The sequence below is a fragment of the Sphingopyxis sp. 22461 genome (genome assembly GCF_052044915.1).
GTDB lineage: Bacteria > Pseudomonadota > Alphaproteobacteria > Sphingomonadales > Sphingomonadaceae > Sphingopyxis.
This window is the reverse complement of the sequence record NZ_JBQENY010000013.1, coordinates 62547-81188: the sequence shown is the minus strand read 5'-3', so window position 1 is coordinate 81188 and position 18642 is coordinate 62547. Positions and strand designations below refer to the sequence as shown.

General features: G+C 66.1%; 16 protein-coding genes. 6 read left to right on the top strand and 10 right to left on the bottom strand.

Features of this window, described 5'->3' with window-relative positions; translation table 11 throughout:
- Nucleotides 1-19: 19 nt before the first annotated feature.
- The 6 genes from ACTJI5_RS19960 to ACTJI5_RS19935 all read right to left on the bottom strand — a co-directional run bounded on the left by ACTJI5_RS19960 (nt 20) and on the right by ACTJI5_RS19935 (nt 6639).
- Complete coding sequence (locus tag ACTJI5_RS19960; protein WP_440861530.1) at nt 20-835, bottom strand: carbohydrate ABC transporter permease; 816 nt, start codon at nt 833-835, stop codon at nt 20-22.
- Nucleotides 832-1728 (bottom strand): carbohydrate ABC transporter permease, encoded by an 897-nt coding sequence (locus tag ACTJI5_RS19955; protein WP_440861529.1) that lies wholly within the window; start codon nt 1726-1728, stop codon nt 832-834. Before ACTJI5_RS19955 ends, ACTJI5_RS19960 begins: the two co-directional genes overlap by 4 nt.
- Complete coding sequence (locus ACTJI5_RS19950) at nt 1725-2999, bottom strand: extracellular solute-binding protein (RefSeq protein WP_440861528.1); 1275 nt, start codon at nt 2997-2999, stop codon at nt 1725-1727. The genes ACTJI5_RS19955 and ACTJI5_RS19950 overlap by 4 nt, the downstream gene beginning before the upstream one ends.
- A 16-nt stretch (nt 3000-3015) precedes the next feature.
- The gene (locus ACTJI5_RS19945; protein WP_440861527.1) at nt 3016-4053 is read right to left on the bottom strand and encodes a LacI family DNA-binding transcriptional regulator; all 1038 of its coding nucleotides are present in this window, start codon (nt 4051-4053) and stop codon (nt 3016-3018) included.
- 117 nt (nt 4054-4170) lie between these two features.
- Nucleotides 4171-5253 (bottom strand): ABC transporter ATP-binding protein, encoded by a 1083-nt coding sequence (locus ACTJI5_RS19940; protein ID WP_440861526.1) that lies wholly within the window; start codon nt 5251-5253, stop codon nt 4171-4173.
- 21 nt (nt 5254-5274) lie between these two features.
- Nucleotides 5275-6639 carry an MFS transporter gene (locus ACTJI5_RS19935; RefSeq protein ID WP_440861525.1) on the bottom strand — a complete coding sequence of 455 codons (1365 nt, stop codon included), beginning with the start codon at nt 6637-6639 and terminating at the stop codon, nt 5275-5277.
- Nucleotides 6640-6898: 259 nt separating this feature from the next.
- On the opposite strand from ACTJI5_RS19935, the gene guaB reads away from it, so the two are divergent.
- The 3 genes from guaB (at nt 6899) to ACTJI5_RS19920 (ending at nt 10221) form a co-directional block, all read left to right on the top strand.
- On the top strand, nt 6899-8356 hold the full coding sequence (guaB, locus tag ACTJI5_RS19930) for an IMP dehydrogenase (protein ID WP_440861524.1): 1458 nt from the start codon (nt 6899-6901) through the stop codon (nt 8354-8356).
- Nucleotides 8357-8467: 111 nt separating this feature from the next.
- On the top strand, nt 8468-9658 hold the full coding sequence (locus ACTJI5_RS19925) for an RsmB/NOP family class I SAM-dependent RNA methyltransferase (RefSeq protein ID WP_440861523.1): 1191 nt from the start codon (nt 8468-8470) through the stop codon (nt 9656-9658).
- Nucleotides 9659-9690: 32 nt separating this feature from the next.
- Nucleotides 9691-10221 carry a tetratricopeptide repeat protein gene (locus tag ACTJI5_RS19920; protein WP_310256456.1) on the top strand — a complete coding sequence of 177 codons (531 nt, stop codon included), beginning with the start codon at nt 9691-9693 and terminating at the stop codon, nt 10219-10221.
- 99 nt (nt 10222-10320) lie between these two features.
- Here the strand turns inward: ACTJI5_RS19920 and rsmA are convergent, their stop codons facing one another.
- The 4 genes from rsmA to ACTJI5_RS19900 form a co-directional block, all read right to left on the bottom strand.
- The gene (gene rsmA / locus ACTJI5_RS19915; RefSeq protein ID WP_440861565.1) at nt 10321-11133 is read right to left on the bottom strand and encodes a 16S rRNA (adenine(1518)-N(6)/adenine(1519)-N(6))-dimethyltransferase RsmA; all 813 of its coding nucleotides are present in this window, start codon (nt 11131-11133) and stop codon (nt 10321-10323) included.
- A 20-nt stretch (nt 11134-11153) separates the two neighbouring features.
- Nucleotides 11154-12173, bottom strand: coding sequence for a 4-hydroxythreonine-4-phosphate dehydrogenase PdxA (gene pdxA, locus ACTJI5_RS19910; RefSeq protein WP_058536063.1), 1020 nt, complete (start codon nt 12171-12173; stop codon nt 11154-11156).
- A 4-nt stretch (nt 12174-12177) separates the two neighbouring features.
- Nucleotides 12178-13518 carry a peptidylprolyl isomerase gene (locus ACTJI5_RS19905; protein ID WP_058536064.1) on the bottom strand — a complete coding sequence of 447 codons (1341 nt, stop codon included), beginning with the start codon at nt 13516-13518 and terminating at the stop codon, nt 12178-12180.
- 134 nt (nt 13519-13652) lie between these two features.
- Complete coding sequence (locus ACTJI5_RS19900; RefSeq protein ID WP_440861522.1) at nt 13653-15956, bottom strand: LPS-assembly protein LptD; 2304 nt, start codon at nt 15954-15956, stop codon at nt 13653-13655.
- Between the two features lie 133 nt (nt 15957-16089).
- Between ACTJI5_RS19900 and ACTJI5_RS19895 the strand changes: the two genes are divergently transcribed.
- The 3 genes from ACTJI5_RS19895 (at nt 16090) to ndk (ending at nt 18529) form a co-directional block, all read left to right on the top strand.
- A complete protein-coding gene (locus tag ACTJI5_RS19895) occupies nt 16090-17535 on the top strand; it encodes a leucyl aminopeptidase (protein WP_310256447.1) in 1446 nt (481 codons plus the stop codon).
- Nucleotides 17536-17569: 34 nt separating this feature from the next.
- Nucleotides 17570-18019, top strand: coding sequence for a DNA polymerase III subunit chi (locus tag ACTJI5_RS19890; RefSeq protein ID WP_440861521.1), 450 nt, complete (start codon nt 17570-17572; stop codon nt 18017-18019).
- 87 nt (nt 18020-18106) lie between these two features.
- The gene (gene ndk / locus ACTJI5_RS19885) at nt 18107-18529 is read left to right on the top strand and encodes a nucleoside-diphosphate kinase (RefSeq protein ID WP_037518700.1); all 423 of its coding nucleotides are present in this window, start codon (nt 18107-18109) and stop codon (nt 18527-18529) included.
- Nucleotides 18530-18642: the final 113 nt, after the last annotated feature.

Genomic DNA, 18642 nt, shown 5'->3' with positions numbered 1-18642 from the left:
CTGTCCTTGGTTGAAAGGGTCATCCCTTGACGCTCCCGGTCAGGAGGCCGCTCAGGTAAAAACGCTGGAGCGCGAGGAAGAGGATGAGCACGGGCAGGGTGGTGACGACCGCGCCCGCCATCATCAGCTCATTGTCCTGCACATGCTGGCGGCTCATCGCGGCGAGCGCGACGGGCAGCGTGTAGAGATCCTGATCGGCGAGGATGATCAGCGGCCACATGAAGTCGTTCCAGCTGCCGAGAAACACGAACAGCGCGAGCGTGACGACGATCGGCGTCAGGATCGGCAGCACGATGCGGCGGAGGATTTGCACTTCGCTCGCGCCGTCGATGCGCGCCGCCTCGAGCATCTCGTCGGGGATCGACAGGCAATATTGGCGGACGAGGAAGATGCCGAAAATCCCCGCGAGCCACGGCACCAGCGCGCCGGCATAGCTGTTGACCAGCCCCATCGCCTTGAGTTCGAGGAAGAGTGGCAACATCCCGATCTGCCCCGGCACGACGAGCGCCGCGACGAGCAGGCGGAAGGTCGCATCGCGGCCCTTGAAGCGCAGCTTGGCGAATGCGTAACCCGCAGGGATCGTGAAGAGCAGCGCGAGTGCGGTCGCGAGCGTCGAGATCAGCAGACTGTTCAGCAGGAAGCGGCCGATGCCGAAGGTGCCGAACAACATCCGGTAATTGTCGAGGCCGGGGTCGCTGGGCAGCAAGGGCGGCGGGAACTGCGACGCCTCGCCGCGCGCCATGAAGCTGACCGAGAGCATCCACAGCAAGGGCGCGATCGTCAGCAGCGCGGCGATTGCGGCGAGCAGGGTGACGGACCAGCGGCGCAGGCTCATATTGCGCCGCTCCGCTTGGCCAGCCGCAACTGCACGAGCGTCACCGCAAGGATGCAGAGGAACAGCAGGAAGGCGACCGCCGCGCCCGACCCGAGGTTCCACCATTTGAACCCTTCCTCATACATGAAATAGAGGATGGTGACGGTCGACTGGGCGGGGCCGCCCTGCGTCATCACATAGGGCTCGGCGAACAGCTGGAACATCCCCGCGACGGTCAGCACCGACACCAGCAGGAGAGTGGGGGCAATTGCAGGCAGGGTGACATGGCGGAGGCGCGTGAACCATCCCGCGCCATCGATCCGCGCCGCCTCGTCGAGCTCGCGCGGCACCGTCTGCAGCGCGGCGAGGAAGATGATCATATTATAGCCGAAGGTCTTCCACCCGACGAAGATCAGGATCGCGGGCAGGGACGCATGCGGATCGCCCAGCCAGTCGATCGGCCCAATGCCGAACAGCGACAGCAGGTAATTGACGAGGCCGTATCGCGTGTGAAGCAGATAGCGCCAAACGACCGCGGTCGCGACGAGCGTCGTGACATAGGGCGCGAACAGCGCGACGCGCCACACCGGCCGCCATTTGAGCCAGCGCGAATTGACCAGCATCGCAGCGAACAGCGAGAGCGCGACAATGAAGGGCACGCCGAATCCCACGAACAGCAGCGTATTCGTCACCGCTTTCCAGAACAGCGGGTTGCCGAGCAGCCTTTCGTAATTGTCGAAGCCGACGAAGCGCAGATTGCCGATATGGGCGAGCGCATAGATGTCGAAATCGGTGAAGCTCAGGAGCAGCGACGCGATCGCCGGCAGGACAAAGAACAGGATGATGGCCGCAAGCGCCGGCGACGACATCGCCCAGCCTGCACGCGCTTCGCTCGCTCGCCCGGCGGCGCTCACCGCGCACGGCCTTTCTCCAGCATCCAGCGCCGCTTTTCGAGCAGGCGGTCGGCGCGGACGTCGATCTCCTTTGCGGCTTCGTCGACGCTATACTGGCCGCGCACCATACGTTCAGCGACGACCTGCATCTCGGTGACGATGCGCTCCCATTCGGGCACCTTGGGTAGCGGGGTCGCACGGTCGAGCTGCGTTGCGAAGGGGACGACGATCGGGTCGTCCGCAAGCCCCGCTTGCGCCCACACCGACCGCCGCGCGGGGAGGTCGCCGGTGAGTTGCTGGAATTTGAGCTGCGCGGCGGGCGCCATCAGCCGCGACACCAGATCCCACGCCGCATCGCCTTGATCGTTACCCGCGAATACGACGAGGCTCGATCCGCCCGGTGCCGCCGATCCGATGCCGGTGGGGCCGGGGTTCGGCGCGGTCGCCCAATTGCCCTGCATCGCGGGGGCGAGGCGGGACTTCATATCGCCGATCGTCCACGGGCCCGACAGGAACAGGCTGAAATAGCCCTTGGCAAACTCGTTCCACACATTCGAAATCTGGGCCGATGAGGCCAGCGGTGCCAGCCCCTCGTCGAACAAGGATTTGTAGAATGCCAGCGCGGCCTTGAACGCGGGGTCCGAAAAAGCGCCACGTGCGCCGTCGTCGCGCAGCATCCGTGCCCCCGCCGACAGCGCGAGCGTCGTGAGCTGCTCATATTCGTTGAGCGGATAGAGCAGCGCGTAATTGCCCGTGCCGGCCTGGCGCTTCACCTTGTGCAACGCCGTCTTCCACCCGGCCCAGTCCGCCGGCGGCGCATCATATCCGGCGCGTGCGAACAGATCCTTGCGGTAATATTGCAGCCGCGTGTCGACATACCAGGGGACCGCCCACGCCAGCCCCGCGATGCGGTTGGTTTCGACCACCGCGCCGAACTGGTCGTCGAGCAGCCCCAGCGCGCGATCGGGAACCGGCGCGATCGCGCCGATCGCGGCCAGTTCGGCGATCCAGCTGTTGCCGACCTGGCCCACTGTGGGCAGCGACCCGCCCGCAAAGCCGGTGAGCAATTTTTCGTGCGCGGCGGTCCAGGGTAGCGGCTGGATGGTGATCGGCGGCGCGCCCGCGGGCCAATTGATCGTTTTCAGCAGTTCGGGCAGGCTCGCGGCCTCATTGCCCATCGCCCAGACGGTCAGCGCGGCATCGCCGCGCGCGCCGCAGCCGGTCAGCAGCGAAGCAAGGGGCAGCGCCGCGAGCGCGCCGGTCAGATGGCGCCGCGTCAGCTGCATAGGCATGGCTGCGCCGGTTGCGTCATGTCGGCAAGGCTCCCGCCGCGGCGACGCTCGCCGGCGTTGCCGCCCCGCCCGTCGTGCCGCGCGCAACGAGCGTCGGGGTCAGGATCATCGCGCTCGCGCTTCCCAGTGTTTCGCCGCGAAGGATGCGCAGCAACATCATCATTGCGGTCGATCCCAGCCGATCGATCTTGACCTGCATCGTCGTCAGCGAGGGATTAAGGTGGCGCGCGAGCGGGATGTCGTCGAACCCCGCCACCAACACGTTGCCGGGAACCGACATGCCCGCATTGGCAAGCTCCGCCATCAGCCCGACCGCCATCTGGTCGTTCGCGGCAAAGACGGCATCGGCGGGCAATTGGCCCTGCACTAGCAACCGGCCAGCCTGCGCGCCGCTCTCCTCCGAAAAATCGCCGGGCAGGATCGCGGGATTCGAAATCTTGGCGATCTTCGCCATCGCGTCGACAAAGCCGCGCTGGCGGTCGCGCGCGTCGCGGTTGTGCTTTGGCCCCGCGATATGGACGATCTGCCGCATGCCGCGCGCCAGCAGCGCCTCGGTCATCGCATAGGCGCCGCGATAATTGTCGACCGCCACAAAGGGCAGGTCGAGCGAGCCCGCGTCATAATTGAGCAATACCGTGGGGAGAGCGGGGTCGAGATAGTCGGACAGCAGTTCGGGCTTCAGGTCGGGCGGCATCACGAGCAGCCCGTCGACGCGGCCGCGCATCGCCGCGATCGCGGCGGCGGTCTCGTGCGTGCTGCCGTGCATGTTGCCGAGAAGCAGGTGCATGCCCGATTCATGCGCCACCAGGTCGATGCCGCGGATGATTTCGGAGAAGAATTCGCCGAACAGGTCGGGCAGGATGACGCCAACGGTATCGGTCTTGCGCCGCGTCAGGCTGCGCGCGCCGCTGTGCGGGACGAAGTTCAGCTTCTTGACCGCCGCCATCACCGCGGCCTTTGTTGGTGCCGTCACATTGCCGAGCCCGTTGATTGCCCGCGATGCCGTCGCCACCGAAACCCCCGCTTCGCGGGCGACGTCCCTCAATGTAGCCATGTTGTTGGCCCCCTTTCCCTCATATGGCGCCGGGTCGCCTTTGCGACTCCGCTCTTCTTCTTTCGCCGGGCGCGGAAACGTTCACAACGTAACCGGTTACACAGGCGAAATGCAAGGTCATTCCCTCGCCTTTCCTAACGCTTGGCCTTCGGCGTCGAACAGATGCAAATGCCCGGGTGAAAAGGACGCGGCCACGGTGTCGCCTTCGCCGAGGCTGCCGTCGTCGCGCAGCTGGCAAGCGATCGGCTCGCCGCCTTCGCGTCCGCCGAGATGCAGTGTCGCGAGCCCGCCGAGCCGCTCGATGAAACGGATCGTGAAAGGCAGCGCGTCCGGCGCGTCGCCGATCGCGATGTCTTCGGGCCGGATACCGATCGAGAGCGGCGTTCCGGCCGTCAGCGCCGCCGCGAGCGGGGGTAGGGCAATGCTGCGCCCGTCTCCCAGCGTTGCGCGACCATCCTCGGCCACCGTAGCTGGCAGGATGTTCATGCGCGGCGTGCCGAGGAATTGCGCGACGAAGATGTTCGCGGGCCGTTCATAGAGTTCGCGGGGCGTGCCGACCTGCTCGATCCGTCCGTCGCGCAGCACGATGATCCGGTCGGCGAGCGTCATCGCCTCGACCTGATCGTGCGTGACGTAGAGCGTCGTCGTACCGAGCTGTCGGTGCAGGCTCGCGAATTCGTAGCGCATCCGCACGCGCAAATCGGCGTCGAGGTTCGACAAGGGCTCGTCGAAGAGGAAAATCTGCGGCTGGCGCACGATCGCGCGGCCGATCGCGACGCGCTGTCGCTGCCCGCCTGATAGTGCTGCGGGCTTGCGATCGAGCAGCGCCTCGATGTTCAATATTTCCGCCGCGCGGCGCACCGCAGCGTCGATCTCGGTCTTCGACGCCTTCGCGATCTTCAGCCCGAACGCCATATTCTCGCGGACCGTCAGGTGCGGGTAAAGCGCATAGGATTGGAATACCATCGCGATGCCGCGCTCCGACGGCGGCAAGGTCGTCACGTCGCGGTCGCCGATGACGATGCTGCCGCCGGTCAGCTCTTCGAGCCCCGCCACGGCCCGCAACAGCGTCGATTTGCCGCATCCCGACGGGCCGACGATCACCGTGAACTCGCCGTCGGCGACGTCGATCGACACGCCTTTCAGCACCTCGGTGGCGCCGAAGTTCTTGCGCGCGTCACGGATCGACAGTCCGGCCATGGCCTCCTCGTCCCTAAGACCTCAGTGAACGGTCACGCCCGCGCTCGCCTGCCGGGCCGGGGCCCGTCCGGCGGCGATGGCGAAGACGCACAGTGCGACATAGCAGGCGGCGGGCAGGATCAGCGCGGCGGAATAGCCGACCGCGCCCGACAGCAGGCCGATGAAATAAGGAATCACCGCCCCGCCGACGATCGCGGTGCAGAGCAGCCCCGACGTCGCCTCGGCGCGCGCCGTCGAGCGTTCGAGCGTCAGGGTGAAGATCACCGGGAACATGATCGAATTGAAAAGGCCGATCGACAGCACCACGAAGCCCGCCGTCACGCCGCCGACAAGGACGATATAGAGGCAGAGCAGCGCGGCGATGGCGGTGAACGCCACGAGCATCTTCGATGCCGAGAAGCGTGCGAGCAGCACCGATCCGATCGCGCGGCCGACCATCGCGCCGCCCCAGTACAGCGCGACGGCTTTTCCGGCCTCCTGCAGCGAAACGCCGGGGACGCCGTCATTGCCCATGATCCAGCCGAAGGTGCCGAAGGCGGCGTCCGACTGCCCCCAGATCGCGTCGCTGTTGAGGAACAGCGCCATCTGCGTGCCGATCGCAACCTCGGCGCCGACATAGAGGAAGATCGCGAGGCCCCCGAGCAGCGCCCAGCGTGACGAAAAGGCTTCGCGGATCAATTCGCCCATTCCGGCGCGCTCGCCGATCGGTGCGGGCGGCACTGCTTCGTTGACGATGCGGCGGCTGACCCAGAAGAACAGCAGGAGCGCGACGATCAGCCCGCAAATCCAGAAATAGGCCGAATCGATCCCGGCGAGCGCCTGCGCGCGCACCGCTTCGGTGACTACCGTGCCCTCCTTGACCTCGACGCCCTCAAGGAACAGGTGCGCGCCGATCAGCGGGCCGAGGAAGGTGCCGAAGCTGTTGAACGTCTGGCTGAAGGTCAGGCGGAAATGGCTGCGTTTCGGATCGCCCAGCGCCGCCGCGAGCGGGTTCGCCGCGACCTGCAGGATCGTGATGCCGCTCGCGAGAATGAAGAGCCCGGCAAGGACAAGCGGGTAAATGGCGAGGTTTGCCGCCGCGAGCATGACAAAGCAGCCGACGACCATCGTCGAGAGCGCGGTCAGGATCGACGGCACCGAATGGAAGCGTGCGATCAGCGCGGCGGCAGGAAAGGACATCAGGCCATAGGCGATGAAGAAGGCCGACGCCGAAAGCTGCGCCTCGGCGTCGCTCAATGTGAAGATGCCCTTCACCGCGGCGACGAGCGGATCGATCAGCGACGTGATGAAGCCCCAGGCGAAGAAAAGCACGGTCACCGCGGCAAAGGCCGCCATGGCATTCGAGCGACCGCCGCTATGGGTGGTCGCCTGGCTGGGCAGGTTCATCCGGAATATCCTCTTCGCCGAAACTATGTTATGCGCAGCGGTCTAACGAGCGGTTCGAGGCAATGCAACCGGTTACATTTCGGTGACTGCTGGCTCCCGTTCCCGTGTCTCCGCCAATGATCCCGCGCCACGCGAAATAATCGTTCGTCACCCACTGGCGCGCCCGCGCGCGACTGGTTACATGGGCCGCCACCAAACGAATCGCGCGTGCCGCCCCGAAAACCGGGACAGGCGCCGCCCGCACCAGAAAGTGGCACCCATGGAAATCATCACCGGCCTGACCTTCGACGATGTGCTGCTGGTGCCCGGCGCGTCGGATATCCTGCCGTCGGACGCGAACCTGTCGACCCAGCTCACGAGCGAAATCAGCCTCAACATCCCGATCCTGTCGTCGGCGATGGACACGGTGACCGAGGCCGACATGGCGATCCTGATGGCGCAGATCGGCGGCATCGGCGTCCTCCACCGCAATCTGACGATCGAGGAACAGGCGGCGGCGGTGCGTCAGGTCAAGCGCTTCGAAAGCGGGATGATCGTCAATCCGATCACCATCACCCCCGATGCGCCGCTGTCCTATGCGATCGCGCTGATGGACCAGCATCGCATCTCGGGCATCCCCGTCGTCGAGACCGGCGGCAAGCTTGTCGGCATCCTCACCAACCGCGACGTCCGCTTCGCTGACAATCCGGGCCAGCCGGTGCGTGAACTGATGACCGCCGAAAATCTTGCGACCGTGCGCCCCGGTGTCGGGCAGGACGAGGCGCGCAAGCTGCTGCACCAGCGCCGCATCGAAAAGCTGCTCGTCGTCGACGATGATTATCGCTGCATTGGCCTGATCACCGTCAAGGATATGGAAAAGGCGGTCAATTTCCCCGAGGCGACCAAGGATGCCAGCGGCCGCCTGCGCGTTGCGGCAGCGACCAACACCGGCCCGACGGGGATCGAACGCGCCGAAGCCTTGCTCGACGCCGAATGCGATCTGATCGTGGTCGATACCGCGCACGGCCACAGCAAGATGGTCGGCCAGACGGTCGAGGCGATCAAGAAGCTGTCGAACCGCGTCCAGATCCTGGCGGGTAATGTCGCCACCGGCGATGCGACGCGCGCGCTGATCGATGCGGGCGCCGACGGGGTGAAGGTCGGCATCGGCCCGGGATCGATCTGCACCACGCGTATCGTCGCGGGTGTCGGCGTGCCGCAGCTCACCGCGATCCTCGACAGCGTCGAAGCGGCGTCGAAGTTGGGCGTCCCGGTAATCGCCGACGGCGGCCTGCGCGCGTCGGGCGACATCGCCAAGGCTCTGGCCGCGGGCGCGTCGAGCGTGATGGTCGGATCGATGCTCGCGGGCACCGCCGAGGCGCCGGGCGAGACCTTCCTCTATCAGGGCCGCACTTACAAAAGCTACCGCGGCATGGGCAGCGTCGGCGCGATGGCGCGCGGCTCGGCCGACCGTTATTTCCAGCAGGACATCAAGGATCAGATGAAGCTGGTCCCCGAAGGCATCGAGGGCCAGGTGCCGTTCAAGGGCCCCGCGAAGGACGTGATCCACCAGATGGTCGGCGGCGTGAAGGCCGCGATGGGCTATACCGGCAGCCGCACCCTCAAGGACTTCCGCGAACGCGCCAAATTCGTGCGCATCACCAACGCCGGCCTGCGCGAAAGCCATGTCCACGACGTCGCGATCACGCGCGAAGCACCGAACTATCCGGCGGGGTAATCTGCCCCGTCGTCATTGCGAGCCATCGAAACAATCCAGAGCGGATATGTACCGCACCGGATGGCTTCGTCGCTTCGCTCCTCGCAATGACGGGGAAGAAAGGTTGAACTTATGACCCCCGCTGCGCGCGTCCAGACCGCTATCGAAATCCTCGATGCCATCGCCACCTCCGCGCGTGACGGCGGGGCGCCTGCCGACGCGATCTTTGCCGAGGCGATGCGCGCGCGCCGTTATGCCGGATCGAAGGATCGCCGCGCGATCCGCAACCATGTCTATGATGCGATCCGCAGCGTGCGGTCGGTGCCGGTCTCGGGCCGCGCCGCGATGCTCGCGCTTGCCGATGCCGATCCCGAACTCGCCGCGCTGTTCGATGGCGCATCCTATGGCCCGGCGGCCATTTCGGCCGACGAACCGCGTGCCGAAACCGGGATCGCCACCACCGCGCTCATGAAACTCTTCGACCCGCTGGTCGGCAAGGCGGAGCGCGAGGCAATGCTGGCGCGCGCGCCGCTCGACTTGCGCGCCAATCGACTGCGCTCGAGCCGTGACGAACTCGCGTTGATCTTTCCAGACGGCGAAGCGATTGCCGGCCTTGCCGATGGCTGGCGTCTGCCCGGTGAAACGGCGGCGGTCCAGCACGCCTCCTACGCCGAGGGTCAGTTCGAAGTACAGGACGCCGCGAGCCAATATGCCGCCGCGGCGCTTGGCGCCGAAGCCGGGCAGGTGATCATCGATCTCTGCGCCGGCGCCGGCGGCAAGACGCTCGCGATCGCTTCGGTGACCAATGACGAAGCCGCGATCCTCGCCTGCGACACCAATCGCGCGCGGCTTCAGCAATTGCCGCCACGCGCGCACCGCGCCGGGGCAACCGCGATCGAAACGCTGCTGCTCAATCCGGGGCAGGAACGCGCGATGCTCGCCGACCGGATGGGCAAGGCCGATCGCGTCATCGTCGACGCGCCCTGTTCGGGCAGCGGCACCTGGCGGCGGAGCCCCGAACTGCGCTGGCGCTCGACCCCCGTGCGGCTCGACCGTCATGTCGCCGAACAGGCGAAACTGATGGACATCGGTGCCGACCTTGTGGCGCCGGGCGGCAAACTTCTCTATGCTGTCTGCTCGATCATCACGCGCGAGGGGCGGGCACAGGTGGACGATTTTCTGAACCGGCATCCGGGCTGGACGGCCGACGACGGCTATCTTCCCGATGGCGTCGGGCGCGCCGCGGGGGCGGGGTATCTGATGACTCCGGGACACGACGGCTGCGACGGATTTTTTCTCGCACGACTGACGGCACCATGTTAGCATCGCCTGCAATGAAGCGATGGGAGAATGCGATGCGTGTCGGCTTTCTGGCTCTTTCGGCGGGATTGATCCTCGCCAGCCTGCCCACGGCATCCGACGCGCAGCGCGCCGATAACGACATCTTCCCCCGCTCGATCGCGCTCCAGCAAGAAGGTCACAAGGCGCAGGACGCCGGCGATCTCGACACCGCGATCGGTTTTTATGAATCGGCGCTCGCCGCCGACCCGCGCAACCGGTCGGCGATCATCGCGCTGGCGCAGGTCGCCCGCGCGCAGGGGCTGCCGGGCAAGGCGATCGGGCTCTATCGCGAGGCGCTTGTCCTCGAACCCAACGACATTGTCGCGCTGACGGGGCAGGGCGAAGCGCTCGCCGACAAGGGCGCGCTCGAGCTCGCGCGCGAAAAGCTGGCCGAAGCACAGCGCGTGTGCAGCGACAAATGCCCGCAGGTTGCGGCGCTCGAAAAGACGATCGCGTCGAGCGCGTCGAAGCGCGTTGTCGCCGCCGAAGTGCTGGTGCCGAAGCCGGTGGTCGCAACTGTCGGGACGACCAGCAGCAAGAATTGACCGCCGGCATTGGAAATAACCGTCGCCCCCGCGAAGGCGGGGGCCGCAATCGGCCTTGCACAAGTTTCCAGCGGCCCCTGCCTTCGCAGGGGCGACGTTTTAGCCCAGCGCCCTTGCCAGTGCGACCCATTCGGCAACGCTGACCGTCTCCGCGCGCCGCGTGGGTTCGATGCCCAGCGCCTCGGCCGCGGCGACCGCACCCTCGACGCCCTTCAGGCTCTGCCGCAGCATCTTGCGCCGCTGGCCAAATCCCTTTTCGGTGAGCTTCGATAGCAATTTCGGGGCGACGCCGTCGGGCTGACCGGCGGGCGTCACATGGACGATCGCCGACATCACCTTCGGCGGCGGGGTGAAGGCCGACCGGTGGACTTTCATCGCGATCTTCGCGGTCGAGCGCCACTGCGCGAGCACCGCCAGCCGCCCGTAGGCGTCCGCCCCAACCGGCGCGACGATGCGCTCGGCGACCTCGAGCTGGAACATCAGCGTCAGCGACAGCCAGCGCGGCGGCCAGGCCGCGGGCTCCAGCCAGCGCGTGAACAGCGCCGTGCCGACATTATACGGCAGGTTGGCGACGATATGATAGGGCGCGCCGCCGGTCAGCGCGTCGACATCGACCGCCATCGCATCGTCGGCGATTACCGTCAGCTGCCCCGGAAAGGCTTCGCCGAGTTCGGCGAGCAACGGCAAGCAGCGGTCGTCGCGCTCGACCGCGATCACCTTGGCTCCGGCGCGCAGCAGCGCGCGCGTCAGGCCGCCGGGACCGGGACCAACCTCGAACACCGTGGCGCCGTCGAGATTACCGGGGATCGCCGCGATGCGATCGAGCAATTGTTCGTCGAACAGGAAATTCTGCCCCAGCGCCTTGCTCGCCGACAGGCCGTGCACACGGACCGTCTCGCGCAGCGGCGGCAATTCGGGCGCTGGCCGGGCCGTCACTTCGCCGGCGCGTAGCTGCGCTCGCGCGCCGCGGCGAGCTGGGCGGCCATCGCGATCGCCGCGATCGTCGGCCCCGGGTCGGCGGTGCCGGTGCCCGCGATATTGAACGCCGTGCCATGGTCGGGCGAGGTGCGGATGATCGGCAGGCCGAGCGTCAGATTGACGCCGTCGTGGAAATGCAGCGCCTTGAACGGGGTCAGCGCCTGGTCGTGATAAGGGCAGAGCAGCGCATCATAGTTCGCGCGAATGGCGGGTGCGAACAGCCCGTCGGCGGCGAGCGGGCCGTCGACGATGATCCCTTCCTCGGCCAGCTGCGCGACCGCGGGCACCATGATGCGCTCTTCTTCGCTGCCCAATTGCCCGCTTTCGCCCGCGTGCGGGTTGAGGCCGGCGAGCGCGATACGCGGCGCGTCGATTCCGAAATCGCGGCGTAGCCCGCGCGCGACGATCCGCGCCTTGGCGACGATCAGTTCGACGGTCAGCCGCTCGGGCACTTCGGAGAGCGGAATATGCACGGTGAGCGGGACGACGCGCAGGCTTGGCCCCGCCAGCATCATCACGGCATTGGTCGCGGTGACGCCGCAGCGTTCGGCGATGAATTCGGTCTGTCCGGGGTGCGTATAGCCGATGCCGTGGAGCGCATATTTGGAGACCGAACCCGTGACGAGCGCCGAACTCGCCTGGTTGCGGGTCAGCCCGATCCCGGTCTCGAGCGCATGGAGCGCACAGGTCGCCCCCGCCGGGGTCGGTACGCCGGGGGTCAGCGGGCCGCTGTCCTCCAGATGCCAGACGGGCAGGGCATCGCCAAACGCCCGCACCACCTCGTCCATGTCGCCGACGCGCGCAACAGGGCCGTCCCAGACGGCGGTGATCGCCGCCGCGTCGCCGATGGCGACAAAGGGGGGCAGGTTGTTTTCGCGGCGCGCGGCCCATGCGCGGGCCGCGACTTCGGGGCCGACGCCGGCCGGGTCACCCATGGTAACCGCGATCGGCCGTCGATTGCTGAAATCAGGCATAGGGTCAGCTATATTCGATCACGGCATCCCGGCGCAGGTCGCGCAGATAGCGCTGGGCCCGCTTGTTGACCTTGTCTTCCAGCAATTTCTGTTCGATCTGCTCGAGGTTCGGGGCGGTTGCGGTTTGCGGCATGTCGCGGCCGCAGAGCACGAGGACACTGACGCCTTCGTTCGCGGCGCCAAAGGGCTGCGTCGTCTGGCCGATCTGCAGACTGGCGAGCGTCGCTTGCAGCGGCGCCGGCAGCGCGCGCATCTCGATATTGTCGCGCGACACGACGGTGGCGCCCAAGCCCTGCGCCACCGCGTCGGCCGCGCCGCAACCGGCGATGCCGCGCGTCTTTTCGGCAAACTGGCTCGCCAGTTCCGAAGCCTTCGCGGGGGTGGTGCCCGCCGGGAAATCGAGCGAAATCTGCTTGAGGCTGAGGATCGCGTCGCGCGGATCGGCGGTCAGCACCTGCCGCCGGTCGATCATCAGCATGATCGAAATCCCGCCCGGCACCTCGATCGGGCCGACGAGCTGGCCCGGCGCCATCTGCGTTGCCGCTTCGCCCATCGATCCGGGCAGCTGTCCGGCCTTTACCCAGCCCAGATCGCCGCCGACGACGGCGGTCGAGGCTTCCGAAAACTGGCGCGCATAGGCGGCAAAGCTGCCGCCGGCCTGCAACGCCTGGATGATCTTCTTGGCATTTTCGGTCACTGCCGCAGCGGTTTCAGGGGTCGACGACAGATAGATTTCGCCCAGGTGGAACTCGTCCTGGCCCTTGGTTCCGGTCATCTGGTCGGCGACGATCTTGACCTCTTCGGTCGACACGTTGGTCGTCGACTGGATGTTACGCGACAACAGGCGGTCCCAGGCGAACTCGCCGCGGATCTGCTGCTTCACCGCCGCCGCCGACGAGCCTTTCGACGTAAGATAGCTCGAAAACTGCTCGGGCGTCTGCTTGAAACGCGTGGCGAGGCGGGCGAATTGCTGGTTCACGACATTCTCGTCGATCGTGATCTCGGCCGCTTTGGCTTCCTGAATCTGCAGTTTTTCGTCGATCAGGTTGCTGAACACCTGGCTGCGCAGCCGTTGGACTTCCTCGGGCGGCAGTTCGACATTGTTGTTGGCGATGCGGATCAGCGCCATGCGCTGCTCGATATCGGTCGCGGTAATGATCTCGCCATTCACCGTGGCGGAAGGGCGATAGACGTTCGGCTTGGCGTCACCGAAAAGCTGCACATTGCCCGGGATGTTGAGGCTGGTCGTCGGAACGTCACTGTCTGCAACGGTCTGGGCCACCACGGGCGTTACGCCAACTGCAGCCAGCGCGATCAGGCCGGTCATGGTCGAAAATTTGGTCATCTTTACCCTATTCGAGAAAGTCCGGACGCTCCGTATCAGCGGAAACGCCCGATGGTCCAGCGCAATCCGCCAAATAGACCGTTTGATGCCGGGACATAGGCCGCAGACGCTGAACCTAGGCTGAGCGAATGCCGTCAGAACCCCAGATTGCGGAAGGCGATGCGGAACGAGAAGCTGTTGCCGCGCCGCGCGTCGCCGGTGTCGGCATAGTCGCGGCGCCAGGTCAGCGCGATCGACAGGCAGTCATCGTCATAGGCGACGCCCAAACGGTGGCGAATCGGCTCGAAACCGTCGGCGCTGCTGAGCGGATCGTCGGTTCGCTGCGTCAGATCGACGATTGCCGACCCGAACACCGACCAGTGTTTCGCGAACGCGACGCGGCCGCCGGCGCGTACCTCCTCGCGGTCCTGCAGATCCTCGCCCAGCAGCAGGATGTCGCGGTTGAGCCGCGAATATCCGAGCACAGCATAGGTCGCGCGGCTGCCGATCGTCGCGTCGAATTCGTTGCGGCGGATCGCGAAATTGTCCTTGTCGAGCCGGTAGCGGTGAGTCAGGCGCAGAAAATCGCGATAGGCAACGGTGGTGCGCCCGACGATGTCCGACGTCCGGTCGGTCAGACCGGTGCCGTCGGGAAACAGGCCGGGCTTGTCCGACAGGCGATAGCTCTGGCCGACGACGCTGCTGATGTTGAAGCCCGGCCGGCTGTAATTCCATTCGACACCATAGGTGATGCGCGCGCCGTCCTCGAACCGGTCGTGGCCGTTGAAACGGTTGATCGCGAACAAATTGCTGTCTTCGAGGTCGAACGCGCGCGAATCCTCGTTCGGGATGTCGATATTTTCGATCGGCGGCGTCGCGACGATCTGGACGCGCGGGGTCAGCGTTTGCGTGCCGCCCGCGAATTCGCCGATGAAGGGCCAGCGCATGTCGGCCGCGACCGCGGCGATCGCGCGCGCCTGCCAACCCGATTTTCCGCGGTAGCCGGGGATCGCGGTCAGCAGATTCTCGTCGCTGTGATAGACGTCGCCGCGCACCAAGGCGGTCAGCGTCACTTCCTGACCCAGCCCCGTCAGCCCGCGCAAATCCCAGCGCGCGCCGGCAAAGGCACGCTGCGTGTCCTGGCCCGCGGTGCGGCCGATTGCGAGTGTGTTGAGCTGCAGCTCGAACTGCCCGCCAAAGATCGGATCGGCAAGCCGCTGGCGATAGTCGATGATCGGCAGCGCGATCGGCTGCTGGCCCTGTTCGTCGTTACGGCGCAGCGTCTGCGTCGCCCAGCCGGCGATCGACAGGTAGCTATTGCCCCCGATCCGCTCGAGCTCAAAGGTCGAGCGCAGCCGGTCGTCGCGGCTGATGTCATAGCGGCGCATGAAGGTGCGGTCGGTCGCGATGCGGCCCGAATAGGTCAGGCTCCAATGCGGGTCGAACTGGAACTTGCCCGCGCTCTCGAGGTAGCCGCGGAAGCGCTTTTCGCTGTCGGGATCCTCGCCGGTCAGCGGGACGAGCGAGCCATAGGTGGCATAGCCGTTGATGCGGAACGATCCGATGTCGGTCAGCGCGCGGAACTCGCCTTCCAGCATCGGCGCCGCGCTGGTGTAGAGGTGCGGGGTGATCGTGATGTCGCGGTCGGGCGCGAGCCGCAAATAATAGGGAACCGCGATTTCGAACCCGTTGCTGCGGTCGAGCCGGATTTCGGGCACCAGGATGCCGCTGCTCGGCTCGTTGTTGATCGAATGGCTGAGGCCTGGAAGCGGGATCAGCGGCAGGCCGAAAATCTCGACGCGCGCGCCCTTGTAGCGGACCTTGTTCTCCGCCCGGTCGTACAGCACCTTAACGGCGCGAATCTGCCAGCTCGGATTCTTGGGGCAGCCTTCGTCATCTTCGACCGGGCAGGGGGTATAGGCGGCGTTCTCCAGCTCGATATTGCCGTTGTCGAAGCGCGTGCCCTTGACCGCGGCGAGCCGCGATCCATTGTCGAGCACGACGAGCATGTTTTCGACGACCCCGTCGCGCAGCGTGTCGGTCAGTTCGATCTTGTCGCCATAGGCGGTGTCGCCTTCGGGGTTCTTGATGACGACATTGCCCTCGGCAAAGACCTGGCCCGTCTTTCGGTTCCAGGTGACCTTGTCGGAACGCATCTCGACCGCTTCGCGGTTCATCTGGACATTGCCCTCGGCAACGACGACTTCGGTGTCGCTGTCGTAATTCAGATTGTCGGCGGCGAAACCGATCTGGTCTTCGTCCTTGACCGCGGGGGCGTCGGTCGTTGTCGGGACGACGTCGGGCGTCTGCAGCTCGGGTTCGCCCACGACCTCTTCCGGCTGGGCCGGATTCGCTTCGGTCTGGGCCAGCACGGGGCAAGCGGCCAAGGCCGCGCCGCTCGCCGTCGCCAGCCAGAACGGCCGCGCACGCGCTGCTTGTTGGAACAAAGCCCAGCTCATTTTGATATCTTTGTCCCGCACCTTATTTAGCGTCCACCCGGCTTGGACCGGCAGCTTTGTTTTTGCAACTCGCAAGCGAAACCCCTATCGGTCCGCCACGTTCCAATCAATCATCGCATAAGAAAGTTAAGGCATGGACATTCAGTTTGTCGCGCAAATCGATGCGTCTGCCGACGTCGTCGCATTTCCGGTCCGCAAGGGCGAGGCCGGTGCGCTCGGCGCGCTGCTCGGCGCCGCGGCGGCACAGGCACGCTTCGACGGCGTCGCGGGTGCGATTGCCGAGACCGCGGCGATCGACGGCGACCAGGCGAAGCGCCTGCTGCTCGTCGGCATCGGCGAAGGCAGCGAGCAGGATCTCGAGCGCGGCGGCGCGGCGCTGACGGCAAAGCTGCAGACGAGCGGCGCGACCGCGGTCCAAGTCGATTTCGCCAGCACGGGTCAGAGCGACGCCGACGATGTCCTCGCCTTCGCAATGGGCGCGCGCCTGCGCAACTGGCGCCTCGACACCTATCGCACGCGCCTTGCCGAGACGGCAAAGCCGAGCCTGAAGACGGTGACGATCGCGTCGCCCCACGGCGACCTGCCCAGCCGCTGGGCCGAAAATGAGGCGATTGCCGATGGCGTCGCGCTCACCCAGACGCTCGTCGCCGAGCCGCCGAACATCCTCTATCCGGAGACGTTCGTCGAACGCTGCCAGCACCTGACCGACCTTGGCGTCGAACTCGAAATACTCGATGAACGCCAGATGAAGGCGCTCGGCATGGGCGCTCTGCTCGGCGTCGCGCAGGGCTCGACCCGCCCACCGCGCCTGCTCGCGATGCGCTGGAACGGCGGCAATCCGGGCGATGCTCCCGTCGTCTTCGTCGGCAAGGGCGTGACCTTCGACACCGGCGGTATCAGCATCAAGCCCGCCGCGGGCATGGACATGATGAAGTGGGACATGGGCGGCGCGGGCGCCGTCGCGGGCGCGATCAAGGCGATCGCGGGCCGAAAGGCGAAGGCGAACGTCGTCGGCGTCGTCGGTCTTGTCGAAAATATGCCCGACGGCAATGCGATGCGCCCCGGCGACGTCGTTTCCACCATGTCGGGGCAGACGGTCGAGGTGCTCAACACCGACGCCGAGGGCCGCCTCGTCCTGTGTGACGCGATCAGCTGGGCGCAGAGCGCCTATAATCCCAAGGTGATCGTCGATCTCGCGACCTTGACCGGCGCGATGGTGATCTCGCTCGGCCACGAATATGCCGGCATCTTCGCCAATGACGACACGCTCGCGGCCGACTTGCTCGCCGCGGGCGAGGCGAGCAACAACAAATTGTGGCGTTTCCCGCTGTCGCCCGCCTACGACAAGCTGATCGACAGCCCGATCGCCGACATGAAGAATATCGGCCCGCGCGAAGGCGGCTCGATCACCGCGGCACAGTTCCTCAAGCGCTTTGTCGGCGAAGGCGTCGCCTGGGCGCATCTCGACATCGCGGGCATGGCATGGGCCGACAAGGACGGCCCGGTGTGGGCGAAGGGCGCGACGGGTTACGGCGTGCGCCTGCTCGACCGCTACATCGCCGCCAATCACGAAGGCTGAGCGAGCCAGAAAGCAGGATAGGGGGCAGGGGAGCATGGCGCGCGTCGACTTTTACCGGCTGACCCGCGACCCGGTCGAACGGGTGCTCCCCGCGCTCGCGACGCGCATATTGGCGAACGGCGACCGGCTGCTGGTGGTCGCCGCGCCCGCGATGCAGCGGCAGGCGATCGATGAGGCGCTGTGGACGCTGCAACCTGCAAGCTTCCTGCCGCACGGCCATGCGGGCTCGCCCGACGAGGAGATCGAGCCGATCCTGATTTCGGGGACGCTCGATCCGTCGCCGCCGAACCGCGCGACACTCGTCGCGCTCGCCGATGGCGAATGGCGCGAGGAGGCGCTGGGGTTCGAGCGCACCTTTCTGCTCTTCGACAACAGCCGCATCGACGACGCGCGTGCGCTCTGGCGCACGCTGGCGGCGCGCGACGACGTCGACAACCGCTTTTGGAAACAGGACGAAAACGGCCGCTGGTCCGAAGGGCCGTAACGCGCCCACGCTCTATCCTTGCGATACGGCCAAAGCGCCGCTAGAGGCGCGCGCATCGCAGACCATAATAACACAGGAGCTTCCCCCATGGCGGTCACTCGCACCTTTTCGATCATCAAGCCCGACGCCACGCGCCGGAACATCACCGGCGCCGTCACCAAGATGCTGGAAGACGCCGGCCTGCGCGTCGTCGCGTCGAAGCGCATCCACATGAGCCGCGAACAGGCCGAAGGCTTCTACGCGGTCCACAAGGAACGCCCCTTCTTCGGCGAACTCGTCGACTTCATGATCAGCGGCCCCGTCGTCGTCCAGGTTCTCGAAGGCGAGAACGCGATGCAGGCGAACCGCGACATCATGGGTGCGACCAACCCCAAGGACGCCGCTCCCGGCACGATCCGCAAGGAACTCGCCGAAAGCATCGAAGCGAACACGGTTCACGGTTCGGACAGCGACGAAAATGCGGCGATCGAAATCGCTTACTTCTTCAAGCCCGAAGAAATCGTCGGCTAAACCTGACACGTCACCCCAGCGAAAGCTGGGGTCTCCATCGGTCGTGCGCGGCCTCATGAGATCCCAGCTTTCGCTGGGATGACGAAACAAGCGAAGAGGCCGCCGGAGCGATC

Coding starts and splice junctions, on each gene's coding strand:
- ACTJI5_RS19960 (WP_440861530.1), bottom strand. CDS start 835: ATGAGCCTGCGCCGCTGGTCCGTCACCCTGCTCGCCGCAATCGCCGCG.
- ACTJI5_RS19950 (WP_440861528.1), bottom strand. CDS start 2,999: ATGCCTATGCAGCTGACGCGGCGCCATCTGACCGGCGCGCTCGCGGCG.
- ACTJI5_RS19945 (WP_440861527.1), bottom strand. CDS start 4,053: ATGGCTACATTGAGGGACGTCGCCCGCGAAGCGGGGGTTTCGGTGGCG.
- ACTJI5_RS19940 (WP_440861526.1), bottom strand. CDS start 5,253: ATGGCCGGACTGTCGATCCGTGACGCGCGCAAGAACTTCGGCGCCACC.
- ACTJI5_RS19935 (WP_440861525.1), bottom strand. CDS start 6,639: ATGAACCTGCCCAGCCAGGCGACCACCCATAGCGGCGGTCGCTCGAAT.
- guaB (WP_440861524.1), top strand. CDS start 6,899: ATGGAAATCATCACCGGCCTGACCTTCGACGATGTGCTGCTGGTGCCC.
- ACTJI5_RS19925 (WP_440861523.1), top strand. CDS start 8,468: ATGACCCCCGCTGCGCGCGTCCAGACCGCTATCGAAATCCTCGATGCC.
- ACTJI5_RS19920 (WP_310256456.1), top strand. CDS start 9,691: ATGCGTGTCGGCTTTCTGGCTCTTTCGGCGGGATTGATCCTCGCCAGC.
- pdxA (WP_058536063.1), bottom strand. CDS start 12,173: ATGCCTGATTTCAGCAATCGACGGCCGATCGCGGTTACCATGGGTGAC.
- ACTJI5_RS19905 (WP_058536064.1), bottom strand. CDS start 13,518: ATGACCAAATTTTCGACCATGACCGGCCTGATCGCGCTGGCTGCAGTT.
- ACTJI5_RS19900 (WP_440861522.1), bottom strand. CDS start 15,956: ATGAGCTGGGCTTTGTTCCAACAAGCAGCGCGTGCGCGGCCGTTCTGG.
- ACTJI5_RS19895 (WP_310256447.1), top strand. CDS start 16,090: ATGGACATTCAGTTTGTCGCGCAAATCGATGCGTCTGCCGACGTCGTC.
- ACTJI5_RS19890 (WP_440861521.1), top strand. CDS start 17,570: ATGGCGCGCGTCGACTTTTACCGGCTGACCCGCGACCCGGTCGAACGG.
- ndk (WP_037518700.1), top strand. CDS start 18,107: ATGGCGGTCACTCGCACCTTTTCGATCATCAAGCCCGACGCCACGCGC.